Annotated in this window: 18 protein-coding genes; 7 read left to right on the top strand and 11 right to left on the bottom strand. The window is 63.5% G+C overall.

The window, feature by feature from the left end:
• Positions 1–47: 47 nt before the first annotated feature.
• The 10 genes from BM154_RS20910 to BM154_RS20865 form a co-directional block, all read right to left on the bottom strand.
• Complete coding sequence (locus tag BM154_RS20910) at positions 48–1,613, bottom strand: SpoVR family protein (RefSeq protein ID WP_074888959.1); 1,566 nt, start codon at positions 1,611–1,613, stop codon at positions 48–50.
• A complete protein-coding gene (locus BM154_RS20905; RefSeq protein ID WP_074888956.1) occupies positions 1,610–2,881 on the bottom strand; it encodes a YeaH/YhbH family protein in 1,272 nt (423 codons plus the stop codon). Before BM154_RS20905 ends, BM154_RS20910 begins: the two co-directional genes overlap by 4 nt.
• A 66-nt stretch (positions 2,882–2,947) precedes the next feature.
• The gene (locus BM154_RS20900; RefSeq protein ID WP_070886122.1) at positions 2,948–4,870 is read right to left on the bottom strand and encodes a PrkA family serine protein kinase; all 1,923 of its coding nucleotides are present in this window, start codon (positions 4,868–4,870) and stop codon (positions 2,948–2,950) included.
• 457 nt (positions 4,871–5,327) lie between these two features.
• Complete coding sequence (gene glpE, locus BM154_RS20895) at positions 5,328–5,657, bottom strand: thiosulfate sulfurtransferase GlpE (RefSeq protein ID WP_074888953.1); 330 nt, start codon at positions 5,655–5,657, stop codon at positions 5,328–5,330.
• Complete coding sequence (locus tag BM154_RS20890; protein WP_074888951.1) at positions 5,654–6,478, bottom strand: symmetrical bis(5'-nucleosyl)-tetraphosphatase; 825 nt, start codon at positions 6,476–6,478, stop codon at positions 5,654–5,656. Before BM154_RS20890 ends, glpE begins: the two co-directional genes overlap by 4 nt.
• The gene (gene apaG, locus BM154_RS20885) at positions 6,478–6,858 is read right to left on the bottom strand and encodes a Co2+/Mg2+ efflux protein ApaG (RefSeq protein WP_074888948.1); all 381 of its coding nucleotides are present in this window, start codon (positions 6,856–6,858) and stop codon (positions 6,478–6,480) included. The genes BM154_RS20890 and apaG overlap by 1 nt, the downstream gene beginning before the upstream one ends.
• Before the next feature lie 14 nt (positions 6,859–6,872).
• Positions 6,873–7,685: a 16S rRNA (adenine(1518)-N(6)/adenine(1519)-N(6))-dimethyltransferase RsmA gene (gene rsmA / locus BM154_RS20880; protein WP_074888947.1), complete on the bottom strand. Its 813-nt coding sequence runs from the start codon at positions 7,683–7,685 to the stop codon at positions 6,873–6,875.
• Positions 7,686–7,811: 126 nt separating this feature from the next.
• Positions 7,812–8,810 (bottom strand): 4-hydroxythreonine-4-phosphate dehydrogenase PdxA, encoded by a 999-nt coding sequence (pdxA, locus tag BM154_RS20875; protein ID WP_074888944.1) that lies wholly within the window; start codon positions 8,808–8,810, stop codon positions 7,812–7,814.
• A gap of 92 nt (positions 8,811–8,902) precedes the next feature.
• A complete protein-coding gene (locus tag BM154_RS20870; protein WP_074888942.1) occupies positions 8,903–10,204 on the bottom strand; it encodes a peptidylprolyl isomerase in 1,302 nt (433 codons plus the stop codon).
• Positions 10,179–12,977 (bottom strand): LPS-assembly protein LptD, encoded by a 2,799-nt coding sequence (locus BM154_RS20865; RefSeq protein ID WP_074888940.1) that lies wholly within the window; start codon positions 12,975–12,977, stop codon positions 10,179–10,181. The genes BM154_RS20870 and BM154_RS20865 overlap by 26 nt, the downstream gene beginning before the upstream one ends.
• Positions 12,978–13,101: 124 nt before the next feature.
• Here BM154_RS20865 and BM154_RS20860 point away from each other — a divergent pair, with 124 nt between their 5' ends.
• Genes BM154_RS20860 through BM154_RS20850 form a run of 3 tightly spaced genes read left to right on the top strand, consistent with a single transcriptional unit; the run spans position 13,102 to position 15,555 of the window.
• Positions 13,102–14,127, top strand: a complete 1,026-nt coding sequence (locus BM154_RS20860; protein ID WP_074888937.1) for an aminoglycoside phosphotransferase family protein — start codon at positions 13,102–13,104, stop codon at positions 14,125–14,127.
• Positions 14,124–14,795 carry an N-acetylmuramate alpha-1-phosphate uridylyltransferase MurU gene (gene murU / locus BM154_RS20855; protein WP_074888932.1) on the top strand — a complete coding sequence of 224 codons (672 nt, stop codon included), beginning with the start codon at positions 14,124–14,126 and terminating at the stop codon, positions 14,793–14,795. The genes BM154_RS20860 and murU overlap by 4 nt, the downstream gene beginning before the upstream one ends.
• Before the next feature lies 1 nt (position 14,796).
• Positions 14,797–15,555: a DnaJ domain-containing protein gene (locus tag BM154_RS20850; protein WP_074888929.1), complete on the top strand. Its 759-nt coding sequence runs from the start codon at positions 14,797–14,799 to the stop codon at positions 15,553–15,555.
• 335 nt (positions 15,556–15,890) lie between these two features.
• Here the strand turns inward: BM154_RS20850 and BM154_RS20845 are convergent, their stop codons facing one another.
• Complete coding sequence (locus BM154_RS20845; RefSeq protein ID WP_083414623.1) at positions 15,891–16,868, bottom strand: alpha/beta hydrolase family protein; 978 nt, start codon at positions 16,866–16,868, stop codon at positions 15,891–15,893.
• 136 nt (positions 16,869–17,004) lie between these two features.
• On the opposite strand from BM154_RS20845, the gene BM154_RS20840 reads away from it, so the two are divergent.
• The 4 genes from BM154_RS20840 to BM154_RS20825 all read left to right on the top strand — a co-directional run bounded on the left by BM154_RS20840 (position 17,005) and on the right by BM154_RS20825 (position 22,598).
• Positions 17,005–19,407 (top strand): PAS domain-containing sensor histidine kinase, encoded by a 2,403-nt coding sequence (locus BM154_RS20840; protein WP_074888927.1) that lies wholly within the window; start codon positions 17,005–17,007, stop codon positions 19,405–19,407.
• Between the two features lie 12 nt (positions 19,408–19,419).
• A complete protein-coding gene (locus BM154_RS20835) occupies positions 19,420–20,049 on the top strand; it encodes a response regulator (RefSeq protein ID WP_074888924.1) in 630 nt (209 codons plus the stop codon).
• Between the two features lie 360 nt (positions 20,050–20,409).
• On the top strand, positions 20,410–21,519 hold the full coding sequence (locus BM154_RS20830; protein WP_074888919.1) for an ABC transporter ATP-binding protein: 1,110 nt from the start codon (positions 20,410–20,412) through the stop codon (positions 21,517–21,519).
• A 44-nt stretch (positions 21,520–21,563) separates the two neighbouring features.
• Complete coding sequence (locus tag BM154_RS20825; RefSeq protein ID WP_074888915.1) at positions 21,564–22,598, top strand: ABC transporter substrate-binding protein; 1,035 nt, start codon at positions 21,564–21,566, stop codon at positions 22,596–22,598.
• Positions 22,599–22,617: the final 19 nt, after the last annotated feature.

Here is a 22,617-nt window from a genome sequence, read left to right as displayed (position 1 = left end):
GATAACCGCTGCGCCGGAGCCTGTCGTTGCGCGGTGTCTCTGCGCAGCTAGAGCGGAGGGATATGCAGATCCAGGCGCGGATGATCGCCGTCCGGCGCGCCATCGCTCCTGGGTGGTACGTGCTGGGTATTGACGATACGGTCGCCTTGCAGCGTCTGCAGGTGAATGTCGAAACCCCACAGGCGGTGTAGGTGCTTGAGCACTTCTTCGGTGGAACTGCCCAGCGGCTTGCGGTCGTGCTGGAAGTGGCGCAGGGTCAGTGAGCGGTCGCCGCGCCGGTCGATGCTCCAGATCTGCACGTTGGGCTCGCGATTGCCGAGGTTGTATTGGGCTGCCAGGGTTTCGCGGATGGTGCGGTAGCCAGGTTCGTCATGGATGGCCGGCACGCTGAGTTCGTCTTTCTGGTCGTCGTCGAGAATGCTGAACAGCTTGAGGTCGCGGATTACCTTGGGCGACAGGTACTGGAGGATGAAGCTCTCGTCCTTGAAGCTGGTCATGGCGAATTTCAGGGTGCTCAGCCAGTCACTGCCGGCGATCTCCGGAAACCAGTGCCGATCCTCCTCGGTGGGCTCTTCGCAGATGCGGCGGATGTCCCGGTACATGGCAAAACCCAGGGCATAGGGGTTGATGCCGCTGTAATAGGGGCTGTCGAACGATGGCTGGAACACCACGCTGGTGTGCGACTGCAGGAATTCCATCATGAAACCGTCGGTGACCAGGCCTTCATCGTAAAGGTCGTTCATCAGGGTGTAGTGCCAGAAGGTCGCCCAGCCTTCGTTCATCACCTGGGTCTGGCGCTGTGGGTAGAAGTACTGGGCGATCTTGCGCACGATGCGGATCACTTCGCGCTGCCAGGACTCGAGCAGCGGTGCATGCTTCTCGAGGAAATACAGGATGTTTTCCTGGGGCTCGGCGGGAAAGCGTTGGTGGTCACTTTCATCGGCCCTGCTGGCGCTCTTGGGAATGGTGCGCCATAGGTCGTTTATCTGCCGCTGCAGGTGCTCCTCGCGATCCTTCTGGCGACGCCGCTCTTCCTCGGCGGAAATCGGGTAGGGGCGCTTGTAGCGATCCACGCCGTAGTTCATCAGCGCGTGGCAGGAATCGATCAGGTCCTCGACCGCATCGATACCATGGCGCTCCTCGCACTGGGTGATGTACTGCTTGGCGAACACCAGGTAGTCGATGATCGAACTGGCATCCGTCCAGGTGCGGAACAGGTAGTTGCCCTTGAAGAAGCTGTTGTGCCCGTAGCAGGCGTGGGCGATCACCAGGGCCTGCATGGTGATGGTGTTCTCTTCCATCAGGTAGGCGATACAGGGATCGGAGTTGATCACGATCTCGTAGGCCAGGCCCATCTGCCCGCGGCTGTAGGACTTCTCGGTACTGAGAAACTGCTTGCCGTAGGACCAGTGGTGGTAACCCAGGGGCATGCCGACCGAGGCATAGGCATCCATCATCTGCTCGGCGGTGATCACTTCGATCTGGTTGGGATAGGTATCGAGGGCGTAGCGCTCGGCCAGGCGGCTGATTTCCCGGTCGTAGTCGCGAATCAACTCGAAGGTCCATTCCGAGCCGGTGGACAGGGGCTGGCGTTTCTTGCTGCTGGGGCTCATGTCGATAGCCTCCGCTGGAACAGTTCGCGGAACACCGGGTAGATATCGCCGGCCGACACCAGTTGCTGCTGGGCGAAGGTTTCACCAAAGGCCTCGGCCACTCGCTCGTACTCGAACCACAGCGCCTGGTGCTCGCGCGGGGTGATCTCCACGTAGGTGAAGTACTGCACGAAGGGCATGATCTGCTTGATCAGGATATCCCGGCACAGCGGCGAGTCGTCGTTCCAGTTGTCGCCATCCGAAGCCTGGGCGCCGTAGATGTTCCATTCGTTGGCCGGGTAACGCTCGGCCATGATCTCCTGCATCATTTTCAGCGCACTGGAGACGATGGTGCCGCCAGTTTCCCGTGAATAGAAGAATTCCTCCTCGTCGACTTCCTTGGCGCTGGTGTGGTGGCGGATGAACACCACGTCGATCTTGTCGTAGTTACGCTTGAGAAACAGATACAGGAGGATGAAAAAGCGCTTGGCGACGTCCTTGGTCGCCTGGGTCATCGAGCCGGACACGTCCATCAGGCAGAACATCACCGCCTTGGAACTGGGGTTGGGGTGCTTGACCAGCAGGTTGTACTTGAGGTCGAAGGTGTCGAGAAACGGGATGCGGTGAATGCGTGCACTGAGGCGCTCGATCTCGGCCTCGAGCAACTGGATGTCGCTGAAGTTGTCCGGCTCCTCGCGGCGCAGGCGCTCCAGCTCGGCCTTCACCTCGCGCAGCTTGGCCCGGCTGCTGCCGGATAGCGCGATGCGCCGGGCATGGGCCGAGCGCAGGGTGCGCACGATATTGATGCGTGACGGGTTGCCTTCGCTGCTGATCCCGGCGCGCACGGTCTTGAAGGTTTCCGCACCGGTCAGGTGGCGCTTGACCAGATTGGGCAGCTCCAGATCCTCGAACATGAAGTCCAGGAATTCTTCCTGGGTGATCTGGAACACGAACTCATCCATGCCCTCGCCGGAATTGCTGGCCTTGCCGGCGCCCTGACCACCTCCGCCACCTTGCGGGCGGGGAATCCGTTCCCCGGCGACGAACTCCTTGTTGCCAGGGTGAACGACGGTCTGCTTGCCGCCGCGGCCATGGTGCAACACCGGCTCGTCGATATCCCGGCCGGGGATGCTGATCTGCTCGCCGTGCTCCATGTCGGTGATGGAGCGGCGGCTGACGGCGTCCTCCACGGCCTTCTTGATGTGGTCGCGGTAGCGACGAATGAACCGCTGACGGTTCACCGTGCTCTTGTTCTTGCCATTGAGGCGACGGTCGATCACGTAGCTCATACAAGCCCTCCGGGCACTGCTGATGCAGGCCACGGCGAATTGACCGTGGCCTGCATCAGAGGCCGCTTACTGCGATTTACGTACGCGCAGATACCACTCGGACAGCAGGCGTACCTGCTTCTCGGTGTAACCGCGCTCGACCATGCGTTTGACGAAGTCGTTGTGCTTCTGTTGATCCTCCTTGCTGGCCTTGGCGTTGAAGCTGATGACCGGCAACAGGTCTTCGGTGTTGGAAAACATCTTCTTCTCGATCACCACCCGCAGCTTTTCGTAGCTGAGCCAGGTCGGGTTCTTGCCGTTGTTGTTGGCCCGGGCGCGCAGCACGAAGTTGACGATCTCGTTGCGGAAATCCTTTGGGTTGCTGATACCGGCCGGTTTCTCGATCTTCTCCAGCTCCTCGTTGAGCGCCACGCGATTGAGGATCTCGCCGGTTTCCGGGTCGCGGTATTCCTGGTCCTGGATCCAGAAATCGGCGTACAGCACGTAGCGGTCGAAGATGTTCTGGCCGTACTCGCTGTAGGACTCCAGGTAGGCGGTCTGGATCTCCTTGCCGATGAACTCGATATAGCGCGGTGCCAAGTACTCCTTAATGAACCGCAGATAGCGCTCGCGGGTTTCGCCCGGGAACTGTTCCTGCTCGATCTGCTGTTCCAGTACGTAGAGCAGGTGCACCGGGTTGGCAGCTACCTCGTGAGGATCGAAGTTGAACACCTTGGAGAGGATCTTGAAGGCAAAGCGGGTCGACAGGCCGTTCATGCCTTCGTCGACACCGGCGGCGTCGCGATACTCCTGAATCGACTTGGCCTTGGGGTCGGTGTCCTTGAGGTTTTCGCCGTCATAGACGCGCATCTTCGAGTAGATGTTGGAGTTTTCCGGCTCCTTGAGACGCGACAGGGTGGAAAACTGCGCGAGCATCTTCAGGGTATCGGGCGCGCAATGGGCGTTGGCCAGAGAGCTGCTGACCAGCAACTTGTCGTAGATCTTGATCTCGTCGCTGACGCGCAAGCAGTAAGGCACCTTGACGATATAGATGCGGTCGATGAAGGCTTCGTTGTTCTTGTTGTTACGGAAGGTGTGCCACTCCGACTCGTTGGAGTGGGCCAGCAGGATGCCATTGTAGGGAATCGCGCCCAGGCCCTCGGTGCTGTTGTAGTTGCCTTCCTGGGTGGCGGTGAGCAGCGGGTGCAGCACCTTGATCGGCGCCTTGAACATCTCTACGAATTCCATCAGGCCCTGGTTGGCCCGGCACAGCGCGCCCGAGTAGCTGTAGGCGTCGGCGTCGTTCTGCGGGAATTCCTCAAGCTTGCGAATATCCACCTTGCCGACCAGGGCCGAGATGTCCTGGTTGTTCTCGTCGCCCGGCTCGGTCTTGGCGATGGCGATCTGGTTGAGGATCGAGGGGTAGAGCTTGACCACCCGGAACTGGCTGATATCGCCACCGAACTCGGCCAGGCGCTTGCTCGCCCAAGGCGACATGATGCTGCCGAGATAGCGGCGCGAAATACCGTAATCCTCTTCGAGAATGGCGGCATCTTCTGCGGCATTGAACAAGCCCAAGGGTGATTCGAAGACCGGCGAGCCTTTGATGGCGTAGAAGGGCACTTTCTCCATCAGTTGCTTGAGCTTTTCGGCCAGCGAGGACTTGCCGCCGCCGACCGGGCCGAGCAGATAGAGGATCTGTTTCTTCTCTTCCAGGCCCTGGGCTGCATGGCGGAAGTAGGAGACGATCTGCTCGATGCATTCCTCCATGCCATGGAAGTCGGCAAAGGCAGGGTAGCGGCGGATCACCTTGTTGGAAAAGATCCGCGACAGCCTGGGGTTGTGGGAGGTGTCGAGCAGCTCCGGTTCGCCGATCGCCATCAGCAGGCGCTCGGAGGCGCTGGCATAGGCGCTGCGATCCTGTTTGCACAGTTCGAGGTACTCCTGCAGCGAGTACTCCTCCTGGCGCGTCGCCTCGAATCGTTGCTGGAAGTGACTGAAAATGCTCATGACTTCACCTCGCTCGATGCTGGGAGCCGGCCGGGATCGGTCGAGCGGGTGCATGCAGACTCGGCGCTCGCGTTGCCGAGATGAATCCCCCAAACACCCCGTAGTCAGTCAGAACCTCATGGTCGGCCGTCCATGGCATGGCAGGTCGAGGACAGCCACCCTGCGCTTCGCGCAAGGCGTATCGGCTGCCTTCTCCCGCCTGACCCTGTGCTGCTTGGCCCTGGCTGGCTGCTGAAGGTGATTACCGATGGCCCGTTCGGCCGGTTGGCCGGCTACCTGATTGGAATGGCCTAGGACAAGGATAGTTGGTAATCGGCAAGGTCAAGGCGCAATTGCCGTACGAAGCGCCATTGCGGCGCTGCGCGAGGAGCCAAACCCAGTATCGGCGGGGGCTTGGCTGGGCAAAATATTTATCACCGGCGTGGGCACTGGCGGGGCTAACTGGGCTGGCGGCACTTCACTCCGGCTGGCTGGTTTCGGTGTCCTGCGGGTAGGTGGTGCGCCACAGCTCGAAGCCGCCGTCGAGGCTGTAGACGTCGGAGAAGCCCTGACCGACCAGATAGGCCGCGGCGCCCTGGCTGGAGTTGCCGTGATAGCAGGTGACGATCAGCGGCTCGTCCAGGTCGGCCTTGGCGATGAAGTCGGCCAGCGAATAGTTGTCCAGGTGCAGGGCGTCGCTGATATGCCCGGCGGCGAAACTCTGCGGATCGCGAATGTCGACGACCACAGCGCCTTTCTCACGCAGGGCCTGGGCCTGTTCGGGGGCGATGCGTTTGAACTCGCTCATGCTGTTTCCTCGCTACAGTCGCAGCGATGGTATTCGCCGCTATCGATATTCATCAGGGTCATGCTGCCGCCCCACACGCAGCCCGTATCCAGTGCGAACACGCCGGGCTCGTCGCAGTGACCCTCCAGGGCTGCCCAGTGGCCGAAGATGATCTTCTGGGTACGGGTCTTGCGCTGCCTGTGGCTGAACCACGGCAGGTAGCCGGGCGGTGCGGTGTCCAGGCCTTCCTTGCTTTTCAGGTCCAGGGTGCCATCGGCCTTGCAGAAGCGCATGCGGGTGAAATAGTTGGTTATCACCCGCAGCCGGGCGATGCCGTGCAGTTCCTTGTCCCAGCGTGCCGGCTCGTTGCCGTACATGCCGTCCAGGAACATCGGGTACAGGGCATCGTCGCGTAGCGCGTTCTCGACTTCGGCGGCGCGGCGCAGCGCCTTGGCGATATTCCACTGCGGCGGTATGCCTGCATGCACCAGGGCGGTATCGCGCTGCTCGTCGTAATGCAGCAGCTTCTGCTGGCGCAGCCAATCCAGCAGCTCGTCACGATCCGGCGCCTCGAGGATCTCGCGCAGGGTGTCGCCGCGCTTGAGGCGCTCGATATTGCGCGCGGCGGCGAGCAGGTGAAGGTCATGATTGCCCAGCACGCAAACCAGGGCTTCGCGCATGGCATAGAGAAAGCGCAGGGTCTCCAGCGACGCCGGGCCGCGATTGACCAGATCGCCGACCAGCCACAGCCGGTCATGGGCCGGATCGAAGGCCACGCGCTCGAGGAGGCACTGCAGCGGTTTCAGGCAACCCTGCAAGTCGCCGACGGCATAGGTGGCCATCAGTGCAGGGCGCCGGGCACGGCGAGGCGGAAGGGCGCGATCGGCGCCTCGAAACGCCGACCGTCTTCGGCCAGCATCTGGTAGCTGCCCTGCATGGTGCCCACCTGGGTGGCCATTAGTGTGCCGCTGCTGTAGCGGTGGCTGTCGCCGGGGGCGATCAGCGGTTGTTCACCGATCACCCCGGTGCCGCGCACTTCTTGAACCTGGCCGTTACCGTCGGTGATCACCCAGTGGCGTGACAACAGCTGCGCGGGCAGGCTGCCATTGTTGCTGATGGTCACGTCGTAGGCGAAGGCGAAACGGTTCTGCTGCGGCTGCGACTGCTCAGGCAGGTAGCGGGTGACGATGTTGACGTCGATCTGGTAGCGAGAGTCGGACATGGGCACTCGATCAGTCAGGTGGGCGAAGGCGCGGGTTGCAGGGCCAACTGGTCGGCCAGGCGCACGAAGGCGGCCAGGTCCAGCTGCTCCGGGCGCAGGCTGCCGTCGACGCCGGCGGCTTCGATTTCGCTGGCCGGCAATAGCGCCTTGAGGGTGTTGCGCAGCGTCTTGCGGCGCTGATTGAAGGCTTCACGCACCACGCGCTCGAGCAGGCGATGATCCTTGGCCGGATGCGGCAGCACCTGATGGGGCACCAGGCGCACGATGGCCGAGTCAACCTTGGGCGGCGGGTTGAACGCGCCCGGGCCGACATTGAACAGGTGCTCTACCTGGCAATGGTATTGCACCATGATCGACAAGCGTCCCCAGTCGCCGCCACCGGGGCCGGCAGCCAGGCGTTCGACCACTTCCTTCTGCAGCATGAAGTGCATGTCGCGGATCAGGTGGGCATTGTCGAGCAGGTGAAAAATCAGCGGCGTCGAGATGTTGTAAGGCAGGTTACCGACCACCCGCAGGCTGCCAGGCGTTGGCTGCAGGCTGTTGAAGTCGAACTTCAGGGCATCGCCCTGGTTCAGGCGAAAGCGCGGCTGATCCGCAAACTTGGCTTGCAGGATCGGGATCAGGTCCAGATCCAGTTCGATCACGTCGAGCTGTGCGCCGCTGTTGAGCAGCCCTTCGGTAAGTGCGCCCTGGCCGGGACCGATTTCCAGCAGGTGCTCGCCTTCGCGGGCGTGTATGGCGCGCAGGATACGGTGGATCACCCCGGCGTCATGAAGAAAGTTCTGGCCAAAGCGCTTGCGCGCACGGTGTTGGTAAGGCTCGGACATCTGAAAAGCAGCTCCAGGCTTCAAGCTGCAAGCGTCAGGCAAGAGCGTAAAGCGGTCAGGCGAAAACGCGCAGTTTAGCAGGGATCGCTGGCCGCGCGGCGCCGCTCGCCGTCTGCTGCGCCACGCTCAGCCGGCGACCGGGCGGCGCACCATCTGGTACGCGGTCTCCAGGGCGACCTGCAGGCTGCCGCTGTCGATCCGCCCGGTGCCGGCAAGATCCAGCGCGGTGCCGTGGTCGACCGAGGTCCGCACGATCGGCAGGCCCAGGGTCACGTTCACGGCGGCGCCAAAGCCCTTGTACTTGAGTACGGGCAAACCCTGGTCGTGGTACATGGCAAGCACCGCATCACAGTGTTCCAGGTGCTTGGGGGTGAACAGCGTATCGGCGGGCAAGGGGCCGATCAGATCCATACCTTCCTCACGCAGCTGCTGCAGCGCAGGCTCGATGACCTCGATCTCCTCGCGCCCGAGGTGGCCGCCTTCGCCGGCGTGGGGATTGAGGCCGCAGACCAGAATACGCGGCTTGGCAATGCCGAACTTGTCGCGCAGGTCGGCATGCAGGATACGGGTGACCTTGAGCAGGCGCTCGGCGGTGATGGCGCCTGCCACGTCCTTGAGCGGCAGGTGGGTCGTCACCAGGGCCACGCGCAGGCCATGGGTCGCCAGCATCATCACCACCTGCGGCGTGCCGGTGAGGTCGGCGAGAAACTCGGTATGCCCGGAAAAGGCTATCCCCGCTTCGTTGATGATGCCCTTGTGCACGGGGCAGGTGACCAGCCCGGCAAAGTGGCCATCCAGGCAGCCTTGGGCCGCGCGCGTCAGGGTCTGCAGGACATAGACGGCATTGGCGCCGTTCAGCTGTCCGGTTTCTACCGGCGCGCCCAGCGGGGTATCCCACACATACAGACTGCCGGCCGCGGCGGGCTGTTGCGGCCAGGCGGCGGGGCCGACTTCGATCAGGTTGATAGCCAGGCCCAGCTGCAGGGCACGGGTTTGCATCAGCGCGCGACTGGCAATGCAGATCAGCGGATGGCGATGCTGCTGCCGGGCAAGCAGCAGGCACAGGTCGGGGCCGATGCCGGCAGGTTCTCCAGGGGTGAGGGCGAAGCGCGGGTTATGGGGCATGATCCGGTCTCGAGGGCAGGCGCTGGTGATGGTAGCTTACGCGCAAATGAAAAAGCCCGGCACAGGGCCGGGCTTGGTGGTTTCAGGCTGGGTTACAGCTTGATTTCCACATAGGCCTCGTCGCGGATCTGACGCAGCCAGGTTTGCAGCTCTTCCTCGTACTTGCGGTTGCGCAGCAGGTTGAGTGCCTGTTGCTCGCGCATCTGCTCGCTGCTGTCGGTGGCGCGACGGCCCATGACCTGCAGCACGTGCCAGCCGAACTGGCTCTTGAATGGCTTGGAAACCTCACCGCTGGCGGTGTTGTTCATCACCTCGCGGAACTCCGGTACCAAAGCATTCGGGTCGATCCAGCTCAGGCTGCCGCCGTTGAGGGCCGAGCCCGGGTCTTCGGAGAAATTCTTCGCCAGCTCGGCGAAGTCTTCCCCGGACTCGATGCGCTGATACAGGCGCTCGGCCAGTACCTTGGCTTCGGCGTCGGTGCGGATCTCACTCGGCTTGATCAGGATGTGGCGTACGTTCACTTCCTCACGCACGGCCGCGGCCTCACCGCCACGCTTCTCCAGCACCTTGAGGAGGATGAAACCGCCCGGGGTGCGAATCGGCTCGGTGACGTCGCCAACGCCCATGGCGCTGATCATGCTGTCGAACGGCGGCGGCAATTGCGCGGCCTTGCGCCAGCCCATGTCGCCACCGTCCAGCGCGGTTTCGCTGGCCGAGTTGGCAATCGCCAGTTGGCCGAAATCGGCGCCCTGGCGCGCTTGCTGGTAGAGGTCCTGGGCGCGGCGCTCGGCAGCTTGCAGGGCGTCGGATGAGGCATCTTCCTGCACCGGGATGACGATGTTGGCCAGCCGGAACTCCTCGGACAGCTGCATCTTGCCCAGGTCCGAGGCAAGGAAGTTCTTCACTTCCTGCTCGGTGACCTGAATGCGCTCGGCCACCCGGCGCTGGCGCACACGGCTGATGATCATCTCGCGGGACACCTGATCGCGAGCGTCGTTGAACGACAGACCGTCCTTGGCCAGGGCGTCGCGGAACTGCTCGAGGGTCATGCCGTTGCGCTGGGCAATGGTGGCCATGGCCTGGTTGAGCTCTTCGTCGCTGATGCGAATGCCGGAGCGCTCGCCCATCTGCAGCTGGATGTTCTCGAGGATCAGGCGATCGAGTACCTGCTGGGTCAGCACGTTGGCCGGCGGCACCTCGGCGCCGCGCTTGGCGATGGTCTGTTGCACCTCGCGTACCCGGGCGTCGAGTTGGGTTTGCATGATCACGTCGTTATCGACGATCGCCACCACGCGGTTGAGAGGCTGTACATCGGCGTGCGCCGCAGTACCCAGAAACAACGCGCCCAACAGCAGGGGGCGCATGCACTCAGCGAGCTTGCTCTTCACGTTCACGGTAACCTTGAATGCCTTGGTCGAGGAATGTCTCAACGTTATTGCCAGTCACGCCACCCAGGCCTTTGAGGACGATCTGCAGGAAGATACCGCTGTCGGCCTGGTCGTTACGCGAGGGGTTGAGGCTGACCTCGTCGTAGTCGATCCAGTAGCGGTTGATGACGCGCAGTTTCCAGCAGCAGCTGTCGTACTCGAAACCACCGAAGGCTTCGAGTGTGCGGTTGCGGCCATAGTCGTACTGCCAGCGCGAGATCAGGCTCCACTGCGGGCCGATTGGCCAGATGACCGAGAAGTCATGCTGGCTGATCTTGTAGTAGTCCTTGATGTAGGTGCTACTGCCCGGCGTGCCATAGTCGCTGCCGAAGCCCCAACGACCGGTACTTTCGTCGTAGTTGAGGGTGTCGTTGCGATAGCGGTAGCCGGCGTTGACGATCTTGCGCGGGTTGTCGGCTGGCTGATAGTGGAACATCGCGCTGCCAGAGCGGGTGCGGTGTGCATCCGGATCCCAGTTGAAGTCCGAGGTGAAGCGCCAGTCCTGGTTGTAGCGGTACATGTATTCCAGGGCGTAGGGTGATACTGACGACTGTGCCTCATCGCGGGTGCGGTAGTCGATACCGGGCATCTGCACCTTGCGGTCTTCGAAATAGAAGGCCTGGCCGATGCTGAAGCGCTGACGCTCGAAGCCGTTCGGCTCGATCCAGCGGCTGGTCACGCCGAGGGAAATCTTGTTCTCGTCGCCGATGCGATCCTTGCCCGTGAAGCGGTTTTCACGCCACAGCGAAGAATAGTTGAAGGTGCTTTCGCTGGTATCGAACACCGGGATATCGGTCTGGTCTTCCTCTGGAACATAGAGGTAGAACAGGCGCGGCTCGAGGGTCTGCCGGGTCTCGCGACCGAACAGCGAAGTCTGACGGTCGAAATACAGGCCGCTGTCGACGCTGAACATGCCGACGCCACGGTTCTGGCTGCTGCTGTACTTCTCCTGTGCGAGAGGGTTTAAAGGATCGTTCGCAGCGATTTCTGCAATGTTACGTTTGCCCTGAGCATCAAGGCTTAGATCGTAGTTGGTTTGCAGGTACTTGATCTGCGGCTTGATAAAACCCCAGCTCCAATCGAGCGGCAGGCTCACACCAGGCTCCACATGCATTCGGGTGCCGTTTGCACGAGCCAAGCCGAAAACATTGGCGTCGTTCCAGGGCCCTTCCGATATTCCGTCCTGATTTATGTAATTGCCACTACGCAGATCACGATCGAAACGAACCAGTTCGGTGCCGTAGGTGAAGTTCAGGCCGCCCGGCTCGAACGGCAGCTTGCCGTCCAGGGTGATCTGCGGCAGCCGATCGTAGGGCGTCACGTCGGTGATGGTGGCCAGTTCGTACGCATGGGCGTTCAGGCGAGCGGTGTAACTGTCACCGCGCCAGGTCAGCGTGCCGCGCTGGTCGACGTAGCTGGAGGTTTCGATGCCCAGATCGGTCTTCAGATCCTGGAAGTAGTAGGGGTCGCTGATATCGGTGTAGTCGACCTCGGCCAGCAGGCGGTCATTGAGGCCTTGCTTGTGCTGCCAGCTGTACATCCAGCGCTGGTCCTTGTAGCCCGACTGCAGCTTGCGTTCGTCTTCCTGGTCGTCCAGGTAGGCGGCGCCGACCTGGCCTTCGCTGTTGCGGGTCAGGTAGCGGTATTCGCCTTCGAGCAGCAGGCCACGCTTGGCCATGTAGGTCGGGTACAGGGTGGCGTCGAAGTTCGGCGCCAGGTTGAAGTAGTACGGGGTCTGCAGAGTCAGGCCATTGCTGCCCGAACTGCCGAAGCTCGGCGGCAGGAAGCCGGACTGGCGACGGTCGTCGATCGGGAAATAGATGTACGGCGTATAGAACACCGGGAAATCCTTGACCCGCAGCGTGACGTTGGTCGCGGTGCCGAAGCCGGTGGCCGGATTCAGGGTGATGTTGTTGCCGGTCAGGTGCCAGGCGTTGCTGCCCGGTTCGCAGCTGGTGTAGGTGCCATCCTTGAGGCGGATGATCGCGGTTTCTTCACGCTTGGCGTAAGCCGCGCTGCCGCGCACATGGGCGGCATGCATCACGTACTCGGCGTTGTCGATGCGCGCTTCGCCATTGTCCAGTTGCAGTTCGCCACGATCACCGACCACCAGGGCGCCCTTGTCGCGCAGGCGGACATTACCGACCAGCTCGCCACGGTTTTCGGCCTGGTGCAGGTTGGCCTCGTCGGCTTCGACCTGCATGCCGGCCTGGCGTACGACCACGTCACCGGCGAGGGTCGCGACCTGCTCTTCCTGCTGATAGCGCGAAGCCTTGGCCGACACGAACATCGGCGCTTCGCTCATCGGCGTGGTGTCATTCATGCCCGGGCGGCTAGGCTCGATGTAGGCACCGGAACAGGCCGGGCCGATCTCCGCCAGTTGCGCGCTGGTCAGCTTTTCACGCGGTACCCAGTCCAGGTGGCTATAGTCGGCGCTGCGTGATGCCAGGGCTCGGCCACCGGCTTCGGTCACTTGCGTCGGCGCAGCCTTGGTATCAGGCTTGGCGGCCGCCGTCGCGCCCGTGCCGGCACTCACCGAGTTGGCACTGTGGGTCGGCCGGCTCGGCAGGTTGGCGGTGCTGGATTTCGGTGCACAGGCCCAACCGCCGGTTGGCGATGCCTGGCAGTCGAATTGTTCGGCAGCGGTGGCGAATGGGCTGGCGAAGGGCTGCAGGGCCAACAGGCCACCCGTTACCAGAAGCGGGAATTTCTTGCGAAAAGCGGGGTATTTTACTGCCATCTTGTTTTCCGGGCTTCCTGTGCGCTTTTGGCCCAGGGGCCGCACGCCTCTCGATGGGCTGAAAAAGATGCTGGATAATAAAGCATGACCCGCGCAACGGCTAGCGCCGTCGGAGACCCTTGCAATGCCTGATCAAGATGTACGTCTGCAACGCCTTCAGCAATGGCTCGAGCCGCAGCTGCAGGCCCTGTTCGCTACCAAGGGCTGGGGGACGGTGCCGGATGCCGCGCTGCAGCCGGCCAGTAGCGATGCCAGTTTTCGTCGTTATTTCCGCTGGGAGGCGGCCGGGCGCAGCCTGATCGTGATGGACGCACCACCGCCCCAGGAGAATTGCCAGCCCTTCGTCGAGGTGGCCAATCTGCTGGCACGGGCCAACCTGAACGTGCCGCATATCCATGCTGCGAATCTCGAAGAGGGCTTCCTGCTGCTCAGCGATCTAGGCCGCCAGACTTACCTGGAAGTGATCGACAGCGACAATGCCGACAGCCTGTTCGACCCAGCCATCGACGCCTTGCTGGCCTATCAGCAGTTGCCGATGGATGCCGGGTTGCCGCACTACGATGACGCATTGTTGCGCCGTGAGCTGCAATTGTTTCCGGATTGGTATGTCGCCCGGGAACTGGGCCTAGCCCTCGATGCCAAGCAGCAGGAAGCCTGGCAGCGTATCTGCACGCTGTTGATCGACAGCGCCCTGGCCCAGCCCAAGGTGCTGGTGCATCGCGACTACATGCCGCGCAACCTGATGCTCAGCGCACCCAACCCCGGGGTGCTGGATTTCCAGGATGCCGTCTACGGCCCGGTCACCTATGACATCACCAGCCTGTTCAAGGACGCCTTTCTCAGCTGGCCAGAGGCCCGTGTGCAGGGCTGGCTGGAAGCCTATTGGCACAAGGCGCGCGCCGCCGGCATTGCGGTACCGGATGAGCTGCAGGAGTTCCTGCGCGCCAGCGACCTGATGGGTGTACAGCGCCACCTCAAGGTAATCGGCATCTTCGCGCGCATCTGCCACCGCGACGGCAAGCCCCGTTACCTGGCCGACGTGCCACGTTTCTTCGCCTATATCGACGCGGTGCTCGAGCGGCGACCGGAACTGGCCGAGCTCGGCGAGCTGATCGCCCAGCTCAAGGGCGCTGCGGAGGCTGCTCGATGAAGGCGATGATTCTTGCCGCCGGCAAGGGCGAGCGCCTGCGGCCCCTGACCTTGCACACGCCCAAGCCGCTGGTGCGGGCGGCCGGGGTGCCGTTGATCGAGTATCACGTGCGGGCTTTGGCGCGCGCAGGCTTCAGCGAACTGGTGATCAATCATGCCTGGCTCGGTCAGCAGATCGAGGACTATCTGGGCGACGGCGAGCGCTACGGCGTGCACATTCGCTACTCGGCCGAAGGCGAGCCGCTGGAAACCGGCGGCGGTATTTTCAAGGCGCTGCCACTGCTTGGCGAGGAGCCCTTCGTGGTGGTCAATGGCGACATTTTCACCGACTACGATTTCTCGGCTTTGCGCAGACCATTTTCCGAAAAGGCTCATCTGGTTCTGGTGAACAATCCGGCCCACCATCCGGCAGGCGACTTTAGCCTCGCCGACGGCCGGGTGGCGGATGCCACAGTCGATGACGCCAGCCTGACCTACAGCGGTATCGCCGTGCTCAGCCCAGCGCTGTTCGCCGGCAGCCAGCCCGGCGCGTTTAAGCTCGCGCCATTATTGAGGGCGGCGATGGCAGGCAGCCAGGTGACGGGTGAACACTTTACCGGCCGCTGGGTGGATGTCGGCACCCATGAACGGCTGGCCGAAGTGGAATCTCTGCTGCAGGGCGAGCGCTGATATGTACTGGCCGCTGACGTTAGTGGGGGCGCTGGCCGGCTTCGCCCTGGCGAGCATTCCCGGTCTGCTGCTCGGTGGCCTGCTCGGTCAGGTGCTGGATCGGCGCCTGGGGCTGCGTGGCTGGAAGACCCTGGGTGAGCGGCTGGTTGGCAAATCTGCGGTGAATGACGACGCCTTGCTGTTCGTCATGCTCGGTCGCCTGGCCAAGAGCGATGGCGTGGTGCAGCAGGCGCACATCCGCCAGGCCCGTGCAGAGATGCAGCGCCAGGCCTTGGGCGAGGCGGGCAGGGCGGCAGCCATCGAAGCTTTCTCGCGCGGCAAGACCGGCCAGGACAACCTGCGCGGCCCCTTGCAACGTCGCCGCGGCGAGGCCCAGGAGCTGTTGCGTGCCTGCTGGCGGATGGCCTGGGCCGACGGCAAGGTGGGCCAGGCCGAGCGCGAGTTGATCCTGTTATGGGGCAAATGGCTGGGCGTTTCCGCCGAGGCCCAGGAGGCGCTGAGCGCCGGCTACGCGCCGCGTCGTGGGCCGCCGACCGCGGCTGCCGACCCCTATCAGCAGGCCCTGCGCCTGCTCGGGGTGACGGCAGACAGTGATGTACAGCAGATCAAGAAGGCCTACCGCCGCCTGCTCAGCCGCCATCACCCGGACAAGATGGCCGGCAGCGGTGCGGCACCCGAGAAAGTGCGTGAGGCCACCGAAGCGACCCGCGAACTGCACAATGCCTACGCGCTGATTCGCCAGCGCCGCGGCTTCCGGTAGGGTCTGTTGACGTTTCAACGCGAGCCGCGTTGCCGCGAGAAATTTCGCCAGGCCGGGCGGCGATCCGCTAGGCGGAGGACGCAGGGAATGGACTAGCCGTCCGCGTTTTCCCTTGCCAAGTCCTCCAACGACGCATGGCGAGATTTCCCGCGCAACCTAGGCGGCCCCACCCGTAGGGCCGGGCCCGTAGGGCCGGGCCCGTTTTGCCGCGATGCTGCGTTTCTCGCCGGCTCATTTGGCCCGCCAAACTTCGCGGCTCGTGCCTTGCCTCGCGGCAAAACGGGCTCCGGCGCGGCCGTGTGTGAAACGTCAGCAGACCCTAGGCAGCCTGGCGGCTACTTGGCGCCACCGGCGTGCTTGTCCAGCCAGCCGCGCAGGCGGCGAAAAAGCTGTTCCTGGGCCACATCAGGATTGCCCGGCAAGGCATCCAGGCTGACCTGCACCAGGACGGGCTGTTTCTGCCGCTGACTGAGTTGCTTGCGAGCCAGCGCCGCCTGTCGTGCGCCGGCGCTGTCGCGGTAATAGAAATCGCCGACCTTGCCGGTCAGTTGCCCGAGTAGGTCGTTGAACGGCGCATCGAAGCCTTCCGGCTGGCGGGTATCGACCAGTACCAGATGGGTCAGGTTGGCCGGCTTGCGTTCGACGACGTAGCGTGCCGCCCAGTACGCGCCACTGCCGTGGCCGAGCAGCACCACGACCTTGGCCTGCTGTTGGCCGGCGAAGGCAACGCCGGCATCGATACGCGCGAACACCCGCTCGACATGGGCGGCGCGGGCCGCTTCGGCGTCAGTTGGTGGTGCCTCGCTCGATGGTGCCGGCGTGACAGGCTCCGGGGCCTTTTCAGCTGGGGCCTCGGCAGGTTTGCCGTCGCCGCTCGCGGGCGGCGCGGCGGGGCGCACGGGCAGATTGGCGCCCTGCGGATCCGGCAGGCTCAGGCTCAGGCTGTGCCAGCCGGCGTCGGGCAACCTGCGTCGTAGCGGGCCCACGGTTGGGGGGGCGTCGGCACTTTCTTCGTCCCCTGGAATCAGGATCACCGCACCCATGGGTGCGGTGTCGTTGGCCGGTCGCCAGAGGGCCAGAAAGGTCGTGCCGGCAGCGTTGAGCTGCTGCTGTTCGCTGGCGGCCAGCTGGCGTTCCAGGGCCGCGGCTTCGAGGTCGCTGCGTTCGGTCAGGGGTGCCCGCTGCGCGGGCTTGGCCTCATCCTTGTCGGCAGCCTCGGTGGGGGGCGGGCTCTGCGTGGCGTGCCCGACCAGGGGGCAGGCCAGCAAGGTCAGGTACAGAGCGTAGCGGGTTAGATGTGGAAGGCGCGTCATGGCAAAGCCCGAAAGGTGCTGGATAAGGCCAGCCTAATTCAGTTGTCGTGGATTTGTCAGATCCGGATGTAGCTTAATGCGGTGTCTGCCGCACAGGCTTGCCGTGCGGCCTCACCATCGTTCTCGGTGCCTGTGCATGATCCACCGCTGGTTGTTCCTCCTGATACTGAGCCTGCCCACGACACTGTGGGCGGACCAGCCGCCAGCGGCGCCGGCGGCCATCTTCGATGCCGCGCAGCAGCAGTGGCTGGCGGCCAACCCGGTGCTACGCGCCGGCGTGGTGCTGCAGCCGCCCTATGCCCAGCTCGACCGGCGCTTGCACCGCTTGACCGGTGCCAACGTGGAAATCGTCAATACCCTGGCCGCACTGATGGGCGTACAGGTGCGCTGGCGCACCTTCCAGACGCCGGAGGAGCTCGAGCAGGCGCTTCTGAACGATCAAATCGATCTGGCCGCAGGGCTCAGCCAGACCCCGGCCGGATTGCGCCGCTGGGTGTTTTCCGATCCCTTTCTGCGTGTCTCGCATCTGTTGGTCGGGGAGCGTGACGGCAGTGGCACGGTCGACCTCGAGCAACTTGACGAGCGCTTACCGGTCGCTTTGAAAGGCACCGATGCCGTGCTCGACTACCTGCGCAGCAGTTACCCGAAGCTCAAGCTGGAGGTCACCCTTTCACCGCGCCAGGCGCTGCAGCGAGTCGTCAATCAGCAGGCCAGCTATGCGGTACTCGATGAGGCGCAGTTGGGGCGCCTGTCCCGGGAGCCGGAGTTCCTGGGCCTGGCCATCGTCGGTGATATCGGTTTCCCGCAGCTGCTGCGCGTGGCCACGCGGCGCGACCTGCCAGAGTTGTCGACAATCATCGACGTCGCCCTGCGCAGCGTGTCGGCGCGCGATCTTGATGATCTGCACAACCGCTGGTTGCCGCCGAGCTACCTGGAACAGGAAAGCTCGGCAAGCTTCTGGCGCGGGATCAGCCTGCTGCTCGGCCTGTTGCTGATGTTCGCAGTGGTGCTGGCACTGTGGCTGCGGCGCCAGCGCGACACCCTCGAATTTCGCCTGCTTGCCGCGCGCCACGAAGTCGAGCTGCGCGAGATCGCCCGTGATGCCTTGCGGCTGTCGCAATTCTCCATCGACAACAGCACGGTCGGCATTCTCTGGGTCAACTGGGACAGCCACGTGCGCTACGCCAACCATGCCGCCGAGGCCATGCTGGGCTGCCACAGCGGCGGTCTGGTGGATCGGCCGCTGCGCGATTTCGAACCGGACATGAGCATGGATCGCTGGCTCAACCTGTGGCGCCTGGCACGCAAGGGCGACGAAGGGCCGCCGAGCTTCGAGACCGAGTGCCTGCGCGCCGATGGCAGCCGCTTGCCGGTCGACGTGTCGCTGAGCTTTCTGCAGTACCGCGATACCGAATACCTGGTGGTCTTCATCACCGATGTGACCGAGCGCCGTCGCGCCCTGGCCGCCTTGCAGGAAAGCGAGGCGCGGCTGCAGGGCATCGCCTCCAACGTGCCGGGCGTGGTGTTTCGCCTGGAGCGCGCGCGGCCGGGCGATCCGGCGCTGTTCGCGTTTATCGGCGAGGGCAGTGAAAGCCTGGTCGGTTATCGGGCATCGACACTGCTGGCGCCCGATCACGGCTTGCGCAGCCTGGTGCACCCGGACGACAAGGCCGATTACCACCGCGTGCAGGATCAGGCCTTCGACAGCGACAGCGACTGGCACTGGCAAGGCCGCATGCTCACCCAGTCCGGCGAGTCGCGCTGGGTTGATATCAAGGCCATGGCGCGTCGCCTGGCCGATGGCCGGGTGATCTGGGACGGCGTGGTCTGGGACATCAGCGACAACAAGCGCAACGAGCTGGCGCTGGCCGAATCCCAGGTGCGCTTGCGTGATCTGTCCGCGCACCTGGAAAGCGTGCGTGAAGAGGAAAAGGCCCGCATCGCCCGCGAGGTACACGACGAGTTGGGCCAGGTGCTCACGGTGCTCAAGCTGGAAACCTCGATGTGCGAGCTGGGCTTTGCCAACCTCGACCCCGGTCTGCGCGAGCGCCTGGACAACATGAAGAAGCTGATCGCCAACCTGTTCCAGCTGGTACGTGACGTGGCCACCGCCCTGCGACCGCCGATCCTGGATGCCGGCATCGCCTCGGCCATCGAATGGCAGGCCCGGCGTTTCGAGGCGCGCACGCAGATCCCCTGCCTGGTCGATGTGCCCGAACACCTGCCGCCGCTGAGCGACGCCAAGGCCACCGGGCTGTTCCGCATTCTTCAGGAGGCGCTGACCAACGTCATGCGCCACGCCGAAGCGCATACGGTGACGGTGCGTCTGGAGCTGCTGGGCGACAGCCTGCACCTGTCGATCAGCGATGACGGTCGCGGTTTCGATCCGGCCAGCGTGCGCGCCGATTCCTTCGGCCTGGTCGGCATGCGCGAACGGGTGCTGATGCTCGGCGGACAATTGAGCCTCGACAGCCGGCCCGGCGAAGGTACTCTGTTGCGCGTGCGGGTACCGCTGAGCGAGTGTGCGCCCGATGAATAGGAGGTTGAGCCCGTGATCCGAGTACTGGTGGCCGAAGACCACACCATCGTCCGCGAGGGCATCAAACAGTTGATCGGCATGGCCCGCGACCTTCAGGTGGTCGGCGAGGCGAGCAACGGCGAGCAGCTGCTGGAGACCCTGCGCAGCACGCCTTGCGAGGTGGTGCTGCTGGATATTTCCATGCCGGGCGTCAACGGTCTGGAGGCAATTCCGCGGATCCGCGCGCTGAGCCAGCCCCCAGCGATTCTGGTGCTGTCGATGCATGACGAAGCGCAGATGGCCGCCCGCGCTCTGAAGATCGGCGCTGCCGGGTACGCCACCAAGGACAGCGACCCGGCCCTGCTGCTCACCGCGATCCGCAAGGTCGCCGCTGGCGGGCGTTACATCGACCCCGATCTGGCCGACCGCATGGTCTTCGAAGTCGGCCTGACCGATTCGCGCCCGCCCCATGCGCTGCTGTCGGAGCGCGAGTTCTCGGTGTTCGAGCGCCTGGTGCAGGGCGAGGGCGTCAACGAGATCGCCGCCCACCTGGCGCTGAGCAGCAAGACCATCAGCACCCACAAGGCGCGGCTGATGCAGAAGCTCAACCTGCACTCGGTGGCGGATCTGGTGCGTTATGCGGTCGAGCACAAGCTGGTCTGAGAACCTGTTTAAAGTCTGCTGCGCGTCGGCACTGCCGCGTTAAAAACAGGCTCGGACTGCTCATTTACAGCTCGTAAACTCCGCGTCCTCGCCTGTTTTTGCCTTGCATTGCTCTAGCTCGCGAGACTTTGAACAGGCTCTGAGCGCGCTACTTATCCATCCGCGACAGCCTGCGCCGTGCGGCGCTGCATCATTTAGTGCTCGCCACGCTGGCGCTTATCCAATCGCGACATCGCTGTAGGGATTGCCCTACAAGCGCCTTTCCGCCTGCCTTATAGCAAAGTGTCAGCACGCCCGATTTCCAGGCTCCAACGCCGGTTCTAGTCTTGGCTCACGGTAGAACAACAGGCAGGTGCGGTGATGGGCGACACTTCTTCGAGCGACATCCTGGTCAGCTTTCGTGGCGTGCAAAAAAGCTACGACGGCGAGAACCTGATCGTCAAAGATCTCAACCTGGATATTCGCAAAGGCGAGTTCCTGACCCTGCTCGGGCCGTCCGGCTCCGGCAAGACCACCAGCCTGATGATGCTGGCCGGCTTCGAAACGCCCACCGCCGGTGAGATCACCCTGGCCGGCAAGCGCCTGAACAACGTGCCGCCGCACAAGCGCGATATCGGCATGGTGTTCCAGAACTACGCGCTGTTCCCGCACATGACGGTGGCCGAGAACTTGGCGTTCCCGCTGAGTGTGCGCGGCATGAGCAAGGCCGACGTCGGCGAGAAGGTCAAACGCTCGCTGTCCATGGTGCAGCTGGACGCCTTCGCCGGCCGTTATCCGGCGCAGCTCTCCGGCGGCCAGCAACAGCGCGTGGCCCTGGCCCGCGCCCTGGTGTTCGAGCCGCAGCTGGTGCTGATGGACGAGCCGCTGGGCGCGCTCGACAAGCAGCTGCGCGAACACATGCAGATGGAGATCAAGCACATCCACCAGCGTCTGGGCGTGACCGTGGTCTACGTGACCCACGACCAGAGCGAAGCGCTGACCATGTCCGATCGCGTCGCCGTGTTCCATCAGGGCGAGATCCAGCAGATCGCGCCGCCGCGCGAGCTCTACGAGTCGCCGCGCAACACCTTCGTGGCCCAGTTCATCGGTGAGAACAACCGCTTCGCCGGCGAACTGGTCGAGCGCACGGGCGACACCTGCACCGTGCAGCTGGGGCGCGGTGAAAAGGTCCAGGCCCTGGCCGTCAACGTCGGCCAGCCGGGCGACGCGGTGAGCCTGTCGATCCGCCCCGAGCGCATCCGCCTGAACAACGCGGCCGAGGGCTGCGACAACCGCTTCTCCGGGCGTGTCTCGGAATTCATCTACCTGGGCGACCACGTGCGCGTGCGCCTGGAGGTCTGTGGCAAGACCGATTTCTTCGTCAAGCACCCGATTGCCGAGCTCGATCCCGGGCTCGCGGTCGGTGATGTGATCCCGCTCGGCTGGCAGGTCGAGCACGTTCGCGCCCTCGATCCGCTGTCGGCGGAATGATCGGCGTTTTGCGCTTTACCACAGCACTTGGAGCCAACATAAAAATGTCGAAGCTATTTTCCCTTTCCGCGCTGACACTGGGCCTGGTTTGCGCTGCACAGGTTCAGGCTGCAGACCTCACCGTCATCAACTTCGGTGGCGCCAACAAGGATGCCCAGGTCAAGGCCTACTACCAGCCGTGGGAAGCGGCGGGTAACGGCAAGATCATCGCCGGCGAATACAACGGTGAAATGGCCAAGGTCAAAGCCATGGTCGACACCAACAGCGTGTCCTGGGATCTGGTCGAGGTGGAATCCCCTGAGTTGGCCCGTGGTTGCGACGAAGACCTTTTCGAAGAGATCGACTACGCCGTAGTCGGTGACAAGAAGGCCCTGGTGCCGGGCGCGGCGTCGATGTGTGGCGTCGGCTTCTTCGTGTGGTCGACCGTGATGGCCTACAACGCTGACAAGCTCAGCGCTGCGCCAACGAGTTGGGCAGATTTCTGGGACGTAAAGAAATTCCCGGGCAAGCGCGGCCTGCGCAAGGGCGCCAAATACACCCTCGAGTTCGCCCTGATGGCCGACGGCGTTGCGCCGAAAGACGTCTACAAGGTGCTGGCGAGCAAGGACGGCCAGGAGCGCGCGTTCAAGAAACTCGACGAGCTCAAGCCGTACATCCAGTGGTGGGAGGCCGGCGCCCAGCCGCCACAGTACCTCGCTTCCGGTGACGTGGTCATGAGCTCGGCCTACAACGGCCGCATCGCCGCCACCCAGAAAGAAGGCAGCAGCCTGAAGGTGGTATGGGACGGCGGCATCTATGACTTCGACGCCTGGGCCATCCCGAAAGGCGCCAAGAACAAGGATGAGGCCATGAAGTTCATCGCCTACACCCTGCAGCCGGAAAACCAGAAGACCTATTCGGAAAACATCGCCTACGGCCCGGTGAACCCGAAAGCCGTCGAGCTGCTGGACGCCAAGGTCGCCGCCGACCTGCCCACCGCACCGCAGAACATCGCCAACCAGGTGGCCATGGACGTGGCCTTCTGGGCCGACTTCGGCGAAGTGCTGGAGCAGCGTTTCAACTCTTGGGCCGCCAAGTAACGGCACGCAGCGGGGCAGG

Source organism: Phytopseudomonas argentinensis (assembly GCF_900113905.1).
In the GTDB taxonomy this organism is placed as follows: Bacteria; Pseudomonadota; Gammaproteobacteria; order Pseudomonadales; family Pseudomonadaceae; genus Aquipseudomonas; species Aquipseudomonas argentinensis.
The sequence above is the reverse complement of the archived record's forward strand: the minus strand, read 5'-3'. Positions and strand labels throughout refer to the sequence as shown.

Excerpts from the sequence above, each read along its gene's own strand:
- BM154_RS20910 (WP_074888959.1), bottom strand. The coding sequence starts at position 1,613 with ATGAGCCCCAGCAGCAAGAAACGCCAGCCCCTGTCCACCGGCTCGGAA.
- BM154_RS20905 (WP_074888956.1), bottom strand. The coding sequence starts at position 2,881 with ATGAGCTACGTGATCGACCGTCGCCTCAATGGCAAGAACAAGAGCACG.
- BM154_RS20900 (WP_070886122.1), bottom strand. The coding sequence starts at position 4,870 with ATGAGCATTTTCAGTCACTTCCAGCAACGATTCGAGGCGACGCGCCAG.
- glpE (WP_074888953.1), bottom strand. The coding sequence starts at position 5,657 with ATGAGCGAGTTCAAACGCATCGCCCCCGAACAGGCCCAGGCCCTGCGT.
- BM154_RS20890 (WP_074888951.1), bottom strand. The coding sequence starts at position 6,478 with ATGGCCACCTATGCCGTCGGCGACTTGCAGGGTTGCCTGAAACCGCTG.
- apaG (WP_074888948.1), bottom strand. The coding sequence starts at position 6,858 with ATGTCCGACTCTCGCTACCAGATCGACGTCAACATCGTCACCCGCTAC.
- rsmA (WP_074888947.1), bottom strand. The coding sequence starts at position 7,685 with ATGTCCGAGCCTTACCAACACCGTGCGCGCAAGCGCTTTGGCCAGAAC.
- pdxA (WP_074888944.1), bottom strand. The coding sequence starts at position 8,810 with ATGCCCCATAACCCGCGCTTCGCCCTCACCCCTGGAGAACCTGCCGGC.
- BM154_RS20865 (WP_074888940.1), bottom strand. The coding sequence starts at position 12,977 with ATGGCAGTAAAATACCCCGCTTTTCGCAAGAAATTCCCGCTTCTGGTA.
- BM154_RS20860 (WP_074888937.1), top strand. The coding sequence starts at position 13,102 with ATGCCTGATCAAGATGTACGTCTGCAACGCCTTCAGCAATGGCTCGAG.
- murU (WP_074888932.1), top strand. The coding sequence starts at position 14,124 with ATGAAGGCGATGATTCTTGCCGCCGGCAAGGGCGAGCGCCTGCGGCCC.
- BM154_RS20850 (WP_074888929.1), top strand. The coding sequence starts at position 14,797 with ATGTACTGGCCGCTGACGTTAGTGGGGGCGCTGGCCGGCTTCGCCCTG.
- BM154_RS20845 (WP_083414623.1), bottom strand. The coding sequence starts at position 16,868 with ATGACGCGCCTTCCACATCTAACCCGCTACGCTCTGTACCTGACCTTG.
- BM154_RS20840 (WP_074888927.1), top strand. The coding sequence starts at position 17,005 with ATGATCCACCGCTGGTTGTTCCTCCTGATACTGAGCCTGCCCACGACA.
- BM154_RS20830 (WP_074888919.1), top strand. The coding sequence starts at position 20,410 with ATGGGCGACACTTCTTCGAGCGACATCCTGGTCAGCTTTCGTGGCGTG.
- BM154_RS20825 (WP_074888915.1), top strand. The coding sequence starts at position 21,564 with ATGTCGAAGCTATTTTCCCTTTCCGCGCTGACACTGGGCCTGGTTTGC.